11 protein-coding genes are annotated in these 12,722 nt (G+C 64.6%); 8 read left to right on the forward strand and 3 right to left on the reverse strand.

Annotation, left to right across the window (positions count from 1 at the left end):
* The first annotated feature begins 27 nt into the window (after positions 1-27).
* From NUH88_RS11350 to NUH88_RS11380, 7 genes are all read left to right on the forward strand, one after another.
* Positions 28-1,923, forward strand: coding sequence for an ABC transporter ATP-binding protein (locus NUH88_RS11350; protein ID WP_257766522.1), 1,896 nt, complete (start codon positions 28-30; stop codon positions 1,921-1,923).
* Positions 1,920-3,833: an ABC transporter substrate-binding protein gene (locus tag NUH88_RS11355; RefSeq protein ID WP_257766523.1), complete on the forward strand. Its 1,914-nt coding sequence runs from the start codon at positions 1,920-1,922 to the stop codon at positions 3,831-3,833. Before NUH88_RS11350 ends, NUH88_RS11355 begins: the two co-directional genes overlap by 4 nt.
* A gap of 11 nt (positions 3,834-3,844) precedes the next feature.
* Entirely contained in the window at positions 3,845-4,843 is a 999-nt protein-coding gene (locus NUH88_RS11360; protein WP_257766524.1) for an ABC transporter permease, read from the forward strand.
* On the forward strand, positions 4,840-6,012 hold the full coding sequence (locus NUH88_RS11365; RefSeq protein WP_257766525.1) for an ABC transporter permease: 1,173 nt from the start codon (positions 4,840-4,842) through the stop codon (positions 6,010-6,012). Before NUH88_RS11360 ends, NUH88_RS11365 begins: the two co-directional genes overlap by 4 nt.
* Before the next feature lie 79 nt (positions 6,013-6,091).
* On the forward strand, positions 6,092-7,294 hold the full coding sequence (locus tag NUH88_RS11370) for a phosphoglycerate kinase (RefSeq protein ID WP_257766526.1): 1,203 nt from the start codon (positions 6,092-6,094) through the stop codon (positions 7,292-7,294).
* 85 nt (positions 7,295-7,379) lie between these two features.
* Positions 7,380-7,619 (forward strand): hypothetical protein, encoded by a 240-nt coding sequence (locus NUH88_RS11375; protein ID WP_257766527.1) that lies wholly within the window; start codon positions 7,380-7,382, stop codon positions 7,617-7,619.
* A 105-nt stretch (positions 7,620-7,724) separates the two neighbouring features.
* Entirely contained in the window at positions 7,725-8,261 is a 537-nt protein-coding gene (locus NUH88_RS11380) for an NUDIX hydrolase (RefSeq protein WP_257766528.1), read from the forward strand.
* Between the two features lie 134 nt (positions 8,262-8,395).
* Here the strand turns inward: NUH88_RS11380 and ftsY are convergent, their stop codons facing one another.
* The 3 genes from ftsY to dapF form a co-directional block, all read right to left on the reverse strand.
* On the reverse strand, positions 8,396-9,343 hold the full coding sequence (gene ftsY, locus NUH88_RS11385; RefSeq protein WP_257766529.1) for a signal recognition particle-docking protein FtsY: 948 nt from the start codon (positions 9,341-9,343) through the stop codon (positions 8,396-8,398).
* Positions 9,340-10,629, reverse strand: a complete 1,290-nt coding sequence (gene mtaB / locus NUH88_RS11390) for a tRNA (N(6)-L-threonylcarbamoyladenosine(37)-C(2))-methylthiotransferase MtaB (RefSeq protein WP_257766530.1) — start codon at positions 10,627-10,629, stop codon at positions 9,340-9,342. The genes ftsY and mtaB overlap by 4 nt, the downstream gene beginning before the upstream one ends.
* 84 nt (positions 10,630-10,713) lie before the next feature.
* Complete coding sequence (gene dapF, locus NUH88_RS11395; RefSeq protein ID WP_257766531.1) at positions 10,714-11,544, reverse strand: diaminopimelate epimerase; 831 nt, start codon at positions 11,542-11,544, stop codon at positions 10,714-10,716.
* A gap of 92 nt (positions 11,545-11,636) precedes the next feature.
* Here dapF and NUH88_RS11400 point away from each other — a divergent pair, with 92 nt between their 5' ends.
* The gene (locus tag NUH88_RS11400; protein WP_257766532.1) at positions 11,637-12,707 is read left to right on the forward strand and encodes a malate/lactate/ureidoglycolate dehydrogenase; all 1,071 of its coding nucleotides are present in this window, start codon (positions 11,637-11,639) and stop codon (positions 12,705-12,707) included.
* Positions 12,708-12,722: the final 15 nt, after the last annotated feature.

Raw genomic sequence — 12,722 nt, forward strand, 5'->3', positions numbered from 1 at the left:
TGCCCGTGGTATCGGGGGATTAAAGGCATGGACGACCAGCTGACACCGCTATTGCGGGTCAGGGATCTGCAAGTGGCATTCGACCTTCCGGGCGGAGAGCTGCTTGCGGTCAACAAGGTTTCCTTCCAAGTGCGCGCGGGCACGACGGTCGCGCTGGTCGGGGAGTCCGGCTCGGGCAAGAGCGTGGTCAGCCAGGCCATCATGGGCCTGTTGCCGCAGATCGCCGAAATCCGCGGCGGCTCAATCCTGTTTTCCGACGACAGGGCCAAGGGCACGATCACCGATATCGCGCGCCTGAAGCGCAACAGCCGGGAAATGCGCGACATTCGCGGCGGCCGCATCTCGCTCATCTTCCAGGAGCCGATGACCTCGCTGTCGCCGCTGCATACGGTGGGCAACCAGATCCGCGAGGCGCTCGAGCTGCATCGGAACGTCTCCGGCCGCGAAGCGGACGAGCTGACCGAGGACATGCTGCGGATGGTCGGTTTCCCGGATCCGGCCCGGGCGCTCCGCACATATCCGTTCGAGCTTTCCGGCGGGCTCCGCCAGCGTGCGATGATCTCGATGGCGCTGATCTGCCGCCCGGCCTTGCTGATCGCCGACGAGCCGACGACCGCTCTGGACGTCACGATCCAGGCGCAAATCCTGAAGCTGATCAAGGATCTGCAGGGTGAGCTCGGCATGGCTGTGCTGATGATCACCCACGATCTCGGTGTTGTCGCCAATATGGCCGACGACGTCGTCGTGATGTATCGCGGCCGGATCATGGAGAGCGGGACCAGGGACGAGCTCTACCGCAATCCGCAGCATCCCTATCTGAAAGCCCTGATGGCAGCGGTTCCGCGTTTCAACATGGAGCCGGGCGAACGTCTGGTGCCGATCCGCGAGATCAAGAGCGAGACCGGCCACCTGCTCGCCCCGACCGGCGAAGAGAAAAAGGCTGCGACGCACAAGCCGATCCTCAAGGTCGATAACCTTTCGAAATGTTTCACCATCCGTAAGGGTTCCTGGCTGTCCAGCGAGGAATCCAAGGTCTATGCGCTGGACGATGTCAGCTTCGAAGTGAAGCCGGGCGAATGCCTTGGGCTCGTCGGCGAGTCGGGCTGCGGCAAGACCACGCTCAGCAAGACCATCATGCGGGCGCTGACGCCTGACCAGGGCTCGGTGAGCTATTGCGATCCGGATGGCGAGATCGATGTGCTGGGGCTTTCCGGCGACGATCTCACCGGTTTCCGGCAGAAGCTTCAGTTCGTCTTTCAGGACCCGTTCAGCTCGCTCAATCCGCGGATGACGGTGTTCGATATCGTCAGCGAGCCGCTTGTCATCCACGGTATCGGCGACGATGCTTACCGCCGGGAGATGGTGTCCGAACTGATGAAGCTGGTCGGGCTCGATGCGCGGCACCTGAACCGTTACCCACACAGTTTCTCCGGCGGCCAGCGCCAGCGCATCGGCATCGCCCGCGCGCTCGCTCTGAAGCCGCGGATGCTGATCTGCGACGAGCCTGTCTCGGCCCTCGACGTCTCGATCCAGGCCCAGGTGCTGAACCTGCTAAAGGACCTGCAGGAAAAGCTGAACCTCACCTATCTCTTCATTTCGCACAATCTGGCGGTGGTCGATTACATCGCCGACCGGATCGCGGTGATGTGTGCCGGGCGGCTGGTGGAGCTGGCGCCGCGCGAGGAGCTGTTCCGCAATCCCGTGCATCCCTACACGAAGGCGCTGCTCCGGGCGGTTCCGGATCCGAGCCTCGACAGCCCGCTTGATTTCGATTCCGTAATGGATGGCCGGTGCTCGGTGCCGTCCGAGTGGCCCGCGCCGTTCACGGTGAGCGAGGAAACCCATCCGCGCCTGATCGATCTCGGCGGCGGACATTTCGTGCGCGCCGATGAATCCGCTCTGACCCTGAGGCTGGCATCGTGAAACTCCGGTACCTGATCCCGGCCCTTGTGATGGCGGTCTGGACCGCAGCCGCTTCCGCCGAAGAAATTCCCTCTCTCGCCGAACAGGTCGCGAACGGCACCCTGCCGCCGCTTGCCGAGCGTCTCCCTCAGCCGCCCATGACGGTCGATTTCGGGAGCCGGGGCAAATCGCTCGGGCGCTATGGCGGCACCATGCGCATGTTGATGGCGCGCAGCAAAGACACGCGGCAGATGACGGTCTACGGCTACGCCCGTCTCGTCAGCTACCGTCCTGGCGATTTCGAGCTCTTCGCCGACATTCTGGAGAAATTCGAGGTCGAGGACGAGAAGGTCTTTACCTTCACGCTCAGAAAGAATCATCGCTGGTCGGACGGCCATCCGTTCACGGCGGAGGACTTCCGCTATTTCTGGGAAGATGTGGCCAATAACGAGGCGCTTTCGCCGTCGGGTCCGCCGAACATCTTGCTGGTGGACGGCGAGGCGCCGCTTTTCCAGGTGCTCGACGAGCGGACGGTGCGCTACAGCTGGTCGAAGCCGAACCCGGATTTCCTGCCGTCCCTCGCCAAAGCGAGTCCGCTCTATCTCTACCGACCGGCGCATTATCTGAAACCGATGCATGCGGCCTTTGCCGATCCGGAGGCGCTCGCCAAGCTCGTGGAGGATGCCCGCCAGAGGAACTGGGCGGCCTTGCACAACAAGATGGACAATCTGTACCGGATGGATAATCCGGATCTTCCGGTCCTCCAGCCCTGGCGGGTGACCGGCAATGCGACCTCGACCCGGTTCCGCTTCGAGCGCAATCCCTATTTCCACCGTGTTGACCCGAAAGGCCGCCAGCTTCCCTATATCGACGAAGTGATCTTCAACGTCGCGAGTCCGGGACTGATCCCCGCCAAGGCGGGCGCCGGCGATACGGATCTCCAAGCGCGTTATCTTTCCTTCGACGATTACACCTTCCTGAAGGAAGCGGAGGACCGCTTCCCCTTCGACACCCGGCTCTGGCGCACCGCCAAGGGCTCGCACATGGCGCTCTTTCCCAACCTGAACGCGGAAGATCCGGCCTGGCGCGGCCTGTTCCGAGACGTGCGGTTCCGCCGGGCACTGTCGCTGGCGATCAACCGCTACGAGATCAACCAGGTGATCTATTACGGGCTGGCCTACGAAGGGAACAACACGGTCCTGCCGGACTCGCCGCTTTTCGAGAAGGATTACCAGACCCGCTGGGCGGGATTCGATCTGAAGCAGGCGAACCGGCTGCTGGACGAGATCGGCCTTGAGCGGGGTGAAGACGGCATTCGGCTCCTTCCGGACGGGCGGCCGCTGGAACTGATTGTCGAGACCGCCGGCGAGAGCACCAAGCAGACGGATATCCTTTCGCTGATTCACGATTCCTGGCTCGATGCCGGGATCAAGCTCTTCACCCGCCCGTCCCAGCGGAACGTCTTCCGCAACCGGATTTTCTCCGGCCAGACTCTGGTTTCCGTTTGGTCGGGCGCCGAAAACGGGTTGGCGACCGCCTTTACCAGCCCGGCGGATTTCGTGCCCTACACCCAGCAGCAGCTGCAATGGCCGCAATGGGGCCAGCATATCGAGACCGGCGGGCAGGCGGGCGCGGCGATCGACATGCCGGCGGCCGAGCGGCTGCGGGATCTCTATTTCACCTGGCGCGACGCCTCGACCCGGGCCGCCAAACTCGCGGCCTGGAAGGAGATCCTCGAGATCAACGCGGATCAGGTTTTCACCATCGGGTTGGTCTCGGGCGTGTTGCAGCCGGTCGTGGTGCACGACAATCTGCAGAACGTGCCGGAAAAGGCGATCTACAACTGGGATCCGGGCGCCCATTTCGGCGTCTATTTGCCGGATACCTTCTGGTACGGCGAGGCGCCGACCAAAAGCGCTAGCGCGGACTAGGGAGAGATTTAGTGCTGACCTACCTTGTCCGCCGCATCCTGATTATGATCCCGACGCTCATTGCGATCAGCGTGATCACCTTCGTCATCATCCAGTTGCCGCCCGGCGACTACCTGACGACGATGATCAACGAGATGCAGAGCCAGGGCGAAAATGTTGATCAGTCGAAGATCGAAGCCCTGCGCGCGCAGTACGGTCTCGACCGGCCGATGTACGAGCAGTACTTCCTCTGGGTGACCGGCCTGCTGCAGGGCGATTATGGTTATTCCTTCGAATACCAGCTGCCGGTAGCGGATGTCGTCGGCGACAGGGTGTTCCTGACCTTCGTGCTCAATTTCGCGACCATCATCTTCATCTGGGCGGTCGCCTTTCCGATCGGCATCTATTCCGCGACCAACCAGTACAGCATCGGCGATTACGGCCTGACCTTCATCGGTTTCATCGGGCTCGCCACGCCGAACTTCCTGCTGGCGCTGATCCTGCTCTACCTTGCCAACATCTGGTTCGGGACCTCGATCGGCGGACTGATGGACCCGAAATATCTCGATCAGCCCTGGAGCGTCGAGAAGGCCCTGTCGGTGCTTGAGCATCTCTGGGTCCCGGTGGTCGTGATCGGGACCTCCGGCACAGCAGCGATGATCCGCCGGCTGCGGGCAAACCTGCTTGACGAGCTGCAGAAGCAATATGTCATTACCGCCCGCGCCAAGGGGCTGCCGCCGTTCCGCGCGCTGATGAAGTATCCGCTCCGGATGTCTCTGAACCCGTTCATCGCCGATATCGGCAATATGCTGCCGCAGGTGATCTCGGGCTCCGCCGTGGTTTCCATGGTGCTCTCGCTGCCGACCACGGGACCGATGCTGATCGGTGCGCTGCAGAGCCAGGACATGTATCTCGCCGGCTCCTTCCTGATGTTCCTGGCGCTGCTGACGGTGATCGGGATGTTCATTTCCGACCTGCTGCTGGCGGTACTCGATCCGAGGATCAGGCTCGGCGGGGGGGCGAACCGATGAGCGTCACCTCGGGCGAGGGTCCGCGCACGGACCATTACGTCAATCGCGAGCCGTTCAACCCGAACGAGGACTCGGTCCTGACGCCGGAGCAAGAACGCTACTACATGGCGTCCCAGTGGCAGATGATGTGGTGGAAGCTGAAGCGCCACCGCGTCGCGGTCATTTCCGGGCTCTTCCTGCTGCTGCTCTATTTCTCGACCATCATCAGCGAGATGATCGCGCCTTACGCTCTAGCGACCCGGCACACCGACCATATCTACGCGCCGCCGCAGCGGGTGCACCTGTTCCACGAGGGCAGCTTCGTCGGCCCCTTCGTCTACGGGCTCGACTACACGCTGAACATGCGCAACCTGAAGCGGGAATACAGTCCGAACCCGGAAAAGGTGCAGGAGCTGCGCTTCTTCTGCTCGGGCGATCCCTACAGGTTCTGGGGCGCGGTGGAGACCGATTTCCATCTGGTCTGTCCGGCGGAGGACGGGACGCTCTTCCTGCTCGGCACCGACCGGCTCGGGCGCGATATGTTTTCGCGTATCGTCTACGGCACCCGGATCTCGCTCACCGTCGGCCTGATCGGCATCGCGGTCAGCTTCGTGCTTGGCATCGTGATCGGAGGCGTCGCCGGCTATTACGGCGGCTGGATCGACAGCCTGACCCAGCGCATCATCGAGATCATCCGCTCCTTCCCGGAACTGCCGCTCTGGATGGCGCTCTCTGCCGCCCTGCCGGTGACCTGGAGCCCGATCCTGATCTATTTCGGCATCACCATCATCCTCGGCTTGCTTGACTGGACCGGTCTCGCGCGGGCGGTGCGCTCCAAGCTGCTGGCGCTGCGCGAGGAGGATTTCGCCGTTGCCGCCCAGCTGATGGGCGCAAAGCCGAAGCGGATTATCGGCCGCCATCTGCTGCCGAGCTTCATGAGCCACCTGATCGCCTCGGCGACGCTCTCGATTCCGTCCATGATCCTCGGCGAGACCGCGCTCAGCTTCCTCGGCCTCGGACTGCGTCCGCCGATCACCTCCTGGGGGGTCCTGTTGACCGAGGCGCAGAACATCAATGCGGTCGAACTCTATCCCTGGATCATGGCGCCCGTGGTGCCGGTGATCCTGGTCGTTCTCGCCTTCAATTTCTTCGGCGACGGGCTTCGGGACGCGGCAGATCCGTACAAGTAGGCCTCACGGTCACGAGCGCGCTTGAAACCGCGCTCCGACTGTGATTGAAAGCGCCGGAAATCCGCGGGGAGTACCAACCATGTCAGCCTATCGCACTCTCGATGCCCTCGATGCCAAGGGCCGCACCGTCCTGCTGCGCGTGGACCTGAACGTTCCGATGAAGGACGGCAAGGTGACCGACGCAACGCGGATCGAACGGGCCGCGCCGACAATCCTGGCGCTGCGCAAAAAAGGCGCGAAGGTCGTGGTGCTGTCCCATTTCGGTCGGCCAAAGGGCGAACGGGTGGCGGAAATGTCTCTGGCACCGGTGGCCGCGCCGCTCGCGCAGGCGCTGGGCGACGTGTCGGTGGCCTTTGCCGACGATTGCGTCGGTGCGCCGGCCGAGACCGCCGTCGCCGCGATGTCCGACGGCGATGTTCTGCTGCTGGAAAATCTCCGCTTCCATAAGGGCGAGGAGAAGAACGAGGCGGAATTCACCAAGGCGCTGGCCAAGCTCGGCGATATCTATGTGAACGACGCCTTTGCCACCGCGCATCGCGCCCATGCCTCGACCGAAGGGCTCGCCCATCACCTGCCGGCCTATGCAGGCCTTCTGATGCAGGCGGAGCTGGAAGCGCTCGGCAATGCGCTCGAATCCCCGAAACGCCCGGTCGCGGCCGTGGTCGGCGGCGCCAAGGTGTCCACCAAGCTGGATCTGCTCGGCAACCTGCTGCCCAAGGTCGATTACCTGATCATCGGCGGGGGCATGGCCAATACCTTCCTCTTCGCCCAGGGCCATGAGGTGGGCAAATCGCTGGCCGAGCGGGATCTCGCGGACACCGCCCGCAAGATCATTGCGAAAGCGGAACAGGAAGGCTGCACGATCTGCCTGCAGACGGATTGCGTGGTGGCCGCCGAGTTCGCCGCGAACGCGCCCTCCGAGGTGGTCCCGGTCACCGCCGTGCCGGACGACAAGATGATCCTCGATGCGGGTCCGGAGAGTGTGGCGGCTTTCGCGGAAATCCTGAAGGACAGCGAGACGCTGGTCTGGAACGGTCCGCTCGGCGCTTTCGAGATCGCGCCCTTCGATGCCGGGACCGTCGCGCTCGCGCGGACGGCGGCGGAGCTGACCGACCAGGGCGCGCTTCTCAGCGTTGCCGGCGGCGGCGACACGGTGGCCGCGCTGGTGCATGCGGGGGTGGCGGACCGTTTCAGCTACGTCTCGACGGCCGGTGGCGCCTTCCTCGAATGGCTCGAGGGCAAGACCCTTCCGGGTGTCGCGGCGCTGATGACGGACCGCTGATCCCAAATCGCGAATCGGCGAAAAACCGGGAGATATTGACTATTTACCCTTTTTAACCCATATTTACGGGAGTTGGAGAAGGTAAATGATACCCGCTGTCCCGGTAACTGTTCCTCTGAATGCGACGCTCCCGACCCTGGTTGCCCCCCGGCCGGTGGAGCAGGAGCGCGACCGGAACAACTCGCCGCTGACGGCGGCTGCCGTATCCAGTTCCGATGAAAACAGCGAAGTTCAGGGCGATAACGAGCGCGCAACGGCGCTGCGGAATCAGGCCCGCAGGGAAACGCAACGCGAACGTGGGGATGCTATCGACATCCTCGTTTGAGTTCGGAATACGCCCGGAAGTTTCAGCGCGGTCCTATACGGGCCGCGCTTTCTTTTGGAGCCGGCTCTGCTAGGCTTTTTCCGGCAGCCTGCGACGGGGAGAAAGATGGTCGACGAGCGGAGCGAAGCGAAAGGGCCGGTTACCAAACTGGTCCCCGAGGGCGACGAGCGGGAACGTCTGGTCTGCACCGATTGCGGCTTCATCAATTACATCAATCCGAAGATCGTCGTGGGCGCGGTGGCAACCTGGGAGGACAGGTTCCTGCTCTGCAAGCGCGCGATCCCGCCGCGGCTCGGTTACTGGACCCTGCCCGCCGGCTTCATGGAGGAAGGCGAGTCGACCCAGGACGGTGCCGCCCGCGAAGCCTGGGAGGAGGCCCGGGCCCGGATCGAGATCGGTCCGCTGCTCGGCGTCTACAACATCCCCCGGATCAGTCAGGTGCAGATGATCTACCGGGCAAGGCTGCTCTCGGACGAGATCTCCGCTGGCCCTGAGAGCGAGGATGTCGGGCTCTTTACCTGGGATGAGATCCCGTGGGACGAGATCGCCTTCCCGACCGTTCACTGGGCCTTCGCGCATTATCGCGAGACGCTGGGCCAGGGCGAGTTCGCGCCGCGCTCGGAAATGCCGATGGGGGTTTGAGCGCTGATCCACCGCTCTCAACCCTTTACTGTCGTCATTCCCGCGAACGCGGGGACCCAGGGAACATAAAGCTGGGTCTGTCATCTCTGGGTCCCCACTTTCGTGGGGATGACAACTGAAGAAATGAGTAGGGCCTACTCAAGCCCCATCAGATCGCGGGCGAAACGATCGGCCTCGAAAGGCTGCAAATCTTCCGCACTCTCGCCGACGCCGACCGCATGGACCGGCAGGCCGACTTGGTCGGCCAGTGCCACCACGACCCCGCCGCGGGTGCTGCCGTCGAGCTTGGTGACGACGAGGCCGCTGACCTCGACCATCTCCTTGAAGGCCTTCACCTGACTGTGCGCGTTCTGACCGACGGTGCCGTCCAGCACCAGCACGCAATCGTGCGGCGCCGTCTCGTCCTGCTTGCGGATGACGCGGATCACCTTGGCGAGCTCTTCCATCAGCTCGGCCCGGTTCTGCAGCCGTCCGGCGGTGTCGATCAGCAGCACGTCGGTCCCGGCGGCTTTCGCCTCGTCGATCGCATCGAAGGCCAGTGCCGCTGCGTCAGATCCTTGCGGTTTCGCAATGACCCGTGTGCCGGTGCGCTCGCCCCAGACCTGGAGCTGCTCGATGGCGGCGGCGCGGAAGGTGTCGCCGGCCGCCATCATCACCGAGAGGCCGCGATCCCGAAACTGTTTGGCGAGCTTGCCGATCGTGGTGGTCTTGCCGCTGCCGTTCACGCCGACCATGAGCACGATATGCGGCTTGCGGCCGGTCGCGACCTCGAGCGGCTTGGCGACGGGACCCAGGATTTCGGCGATATCCTCGGCGAAGGCGGTGCGGACCTCCTCGTCCGTCACGTCCTTGCCGAACTTTTCCTTGGCGAGATTGGCGATCAGTTTGGCGGAAGTCTCGACCCCGAGATCCGCCGTGATCAGGACCTCTTCCAGCTCTTCCAGGCTCTCGCCGTCGAGCCGTTTCTTGGTGAAGACCCCGGAGATGCCGCCGACCAGCTTGCCGGAGGATTTGGCAAGCCCGTCTTTCAGGCGCCGGAACCAGCCGCGGCGCTCTTCCGTTTCCGCTTGTTCTTCGCTCATGCGGCGGATTTCCGTTCGATCTGACCGATAAGGTGGGTGCCGTCGCTGCCGGTGATGCGGACAGGGACGATCTCGCCGGGAACGCCTCCCTCGAGGCGGACCGGCGCGAAATTCTCCGCGCGCCCGAGATCCGGTTTCTCGACCAGCACGGATTGCAGGCTTCCGCTGAGGCCGTCGAGGAACCGGGCGAGGCTGCGTTCTCCGGCAGCGCGGAGCATTGCCGCACGTTCTTTCCGGAGCGGTCCCGGAACCTGCGGCATCTTCGCCGCCGGGGTGCCCGGACGGGCGGAATAGGGGAAGACATGCAGGTAGGAGAGGCCGCATTCCTCGACCAGTGCGAGGCTGTTGGCGAACATCTCCTCACTTTCGGTCGGGAAGCCGGCGATGATGTCGGCGCCAAAGGCGATGTCGGGCCGCGCCGCCCGCATCTCGCGGCAGAACGTTATGATGTCGGAACGGTTGTGCCGGCGCTTCATGCGCTTCAGGATCATGTCGTCCCCCGCCTGCAGGCTGACATGCAGATGCGGCATCAGGCGCGGCTCGTTCCTGACGAGCTGCAAGAGGTCGTCGTCGATCTCGACCGCGTCGATCGAGGAGAGGCGGAGGCGTGGCAGTTCCGGCACCAGTGCCAGCAGGCGGCGCACCATCTGCCCGAGTTCCGGCTTGCCCGGCAGGTCGGCGCCGTAGGAGGTGATGTCGACCCCGGTCAGTACGATCTCGCGGTAGCCGTTCGCCACCAGCTCGCGTATCTGGCGCACGATCTCGCCCATCGGCACCGAGCGGCTGTTGCCGCGGCCGAACGGGATGATGCAGAAGGTGCAGCGATGGTCGCAGCCCTGCTGGACCTGTACGAAGGCCCGGGCGCGCCCTTCGAGACCGGCGACGAGATGCGACGCCGTCTCCTTCACGCTCATGATGTCGTTGACGAGGATCCTGGCCTCCCCTGGAGCGTTCCAGGTCTCGGCTTTCAGCTTCTCCTCGTTGCCGACCACCCGGTCGACCTCTTCCATCGCCGCATAGGCGGCGGGATCGATCTGCGCGGCGCAGCCGGTGACCACGATCTCGGCCGCCGGATTGGCGCGGCGGGCCTTGCGGATCGCCTGGCGGGCCTGGCGCTCGGCTTCGCGTGTGACGGCACAGGTATTGATGACGACGACATCCTCGCGCCCGGCACGGGCGAGATGGTCGCGGATGACCTCGGACTCATAGGCATTCAGACGGCAGCCGAAGGTCTCGACCGGCCGGCCCGTAGTGCGCCCGTCCGTGTTGTCGTCAGTCTCGTTCATGGGGCGAGAAATGGCCGGAAACGCCCCCGAATGCAAGCGTTGCGGGCGGCGGGGTGCCATGCGCGCGCCGCATGGTGCGGGCGCTCAGGTGAGCGTATCGAGGTCGAGCGTGCCTTTGAAACTGAGCGCGACCGGGCCGGTCATCAGCACGTGTCCGTCCTCGCGCCACTCGATCGTGAGGGTGCCGCCGTCGAGTTCCACATCCGCTTTGCGGCCGGAAAGGCCGCGCCGTGCCGCCGCCACCAGCACCGCGCAGGCGCCGGAGCCGCAGGCCTCGGTGATGCCCGCGCCGCGTTCCCAGACCCGCATGCGGATGTCCTCCGGGCCGCGCACGGTAGCGAACTCGATATTGGCCCGGTCCGGGAAGATGTCGCTGGTCTCCAGCTTCGGCCCGATCTCGGAGAGCGGGATCGCGTCCGCGTCCTCGACGAAGATGACCGCGTGGGGATTGCCCATATTCACACAGCAGGCGGGGCCGTAGGGATTGCCCGGGATCTCGACATTCAGCGTGTCGACGCTCTCTGCCAGCGGGATCTCCGCCGCGTCCAGCCGTGCCGGGCCCATATCGACCCGGACCCGCCCGTCGTCCAGGCGCTCGCAGATCAGCGTGCCCGCAACCGTTTCGAGACCGATTCGATCCTTGCCGAGTTCCGCCATCACCAGATCCGCGACGCAGCGCGTGCCGTTGCCGCAGGCGCCGGCTTCGCTGCCGTCCGGATTGTGGATGCGCATGAAGGCGTCGCCGCCGTTCTTCGGCGCCTCGATGGTGAGGAACTGGTCGTAGCCGACGCCCCGCCGCCGGTCGCCCACGGCGCGGTAATCCCGCTCGCTGAGGGCGGGGCCGGGCTCGCGGCCGTCCAGCACGACGAAGTCGTTGCCGAGACCGTTCATCTTGAGGAATGCGATCTGTCTCATGGCGGCATATATATCGGCTGCATCGGGCAATTCCAATAAGCGACGGCGCCCGCTACCGTGTCCGCCGTGAGATTGAGTCGAGGGAGTGGAACATGATCACGGTTGCGCATGACGCGCTCGAGAAACTGGTCGCGGAGATGATCGGCCGGGCGGGCAGCAATCCGGAAGAAGCGGGCAAGGTCGCGCGCAATCTGGTCGAGGCCAACTGTCTCGGGCATGACAGCCACGGCATCGGCCTGGTCGCGCAGTACATGGACCATGCCCGCACCGGCGCGCTGACCGTGAACGGACATATCAGCCTGGTTTCCGACAACGGGGTCTATCTGCTGCTCGACGGCAACATGGCCTACGGGCAGGTCACGGGCATCGAGGCGATGGAACTCGGCATCGACCGGGCGCGCACGGCCGGGGCCGCGATCGTCGGTTTGCGCAACTCGCACCATCTCGGCCGCATCGGCGCCTGGGGCGAGATGTGCGCCAAGGCGGGCTTCATCTCGATCCATTTCGTCAACGTGGTCGGCCACCGCCCGCTCGTCGCCCCATGGGGCGGGGCCGAGGCGCGCTACTCGACCAACCCCTATTGCACCGCCGTTCCGGCGACGGACAGGAACCCGATGTTCGTGCTCGACATGGCGACCAGCCGGGTCGCGCTCGGCAAGGTCCGGGTCGCCTACAATGCCGGCAAGGAAGTGGTCGAGGGGGCGCTGATCGATCACCAGGGCCGGCCGACCCGCGAGGCGGCGGTGATGTACGAGGAGCCGACCGGCGCCCTGCAGGCCTTCGGCGAGCACAAGGGCTACGGCCTCGCCCTGCTCGGCGAGATCCTCGGCGCGGCCCTGCTCGGCGGTCCGGTGACCGATCCGAAGCACCAGGAGCGCAACACGATCTGCAATTCCATGCTGACGGTGATCATCGACCCGAAGGGCTTCGGCAAGGACATCCCGTTCGGCGACCTGATCGACTCCATGCTCGCCTACGTCACCAGCGCGCGCCCAGCGGAGGGCATCGACAAGATCCGCATCGCGGGCGAGCCGGAACGGGAGACCTCGGCGGAGCGCAAGGCGAACGGCGTCCCGATCGATCCCGGCACCTGGGCGCGCCTGGTCGAGGCGGGCGTCAATGCCGGCCTGGACCGGCATCAGTTCGACGGGATCGCGAAGTAAAAGGGTTGAGAGGAT

The sequence above is a fragment of the Nisaea acidiphila genome (assembly GCF_024662015.1).
GTDB classification, from domain to species: domain Bacteria; phylum Pseudomonadota; class Alphaproteobacteria; order Thalassobaculales; family Thalassobaculaceae; genus Nisaea; species Nisaea acidiphila.

Bases quoted from the DNA above. Each gene is read 5' to 3' on its own strand.
- NUH88_RS11350 (WP_257766522.1), top strand. From the start codon at position 28: ATGGACGACCAGCTGACACCGCTATTGCGGGTCAGGGATCTGCAAGTG.
- NUH88_RS11365 (WP_257766525.1), top strand. From the start codon at position 4,840: ATGAGCGTCACCTCGGGCGAGGGTCCGCGCACGGACCATTACGTCAAT.
- NUH88_RS11370 (WP_257766526.1), top strand. From the start codon at position 6,092: ATGTCAGCCTATCGCACTCTCGATGCCCTCGATGCCAAGGGCCGCACC.
- NUH88_RS11375 (WP_257766527.1), top strand. From the start codon at position 7,380: ATGATACCCGCTGTCCCGGTAACTGTTCCTCTGAATGCGACGCTCCCG.
- NUH88_RS11380 (WP_257766528.1), top strand. From the start codon at position 7,725: ATGGTCGACGAGCGGAGCGAAGCGAAAGGGCCGGTTACCAAACTGGTC.
- ftsY (WP_257766529.1), bottom strand. From the start codon at position 9,343: ATGAGCGAAGAACAAGCGGAAACGGAAGAGCGCCGCGGCTGGTTCCGG.
- mtaB (WP_257766530.1), bottom strand. From the start codon at position 10,629: ATGAACGAGACTGACGACAACACGGACGGGCGCACTACGGGCCGGCCG.
- dapF (WP_257766531.1), bottom strand. From the start codon at position 11,544: ATGAGACAGATCGCATTCCTCAAGATGAACGGTCTCGGCAACGACTTC.
- NUH88_RS11400 (WP_257766532.1), top strand. From the start codon at position 11,637: ATGATCACGGTTGCGCATGACGCGCTCGAGAAACTGGTCGCGGAGATG.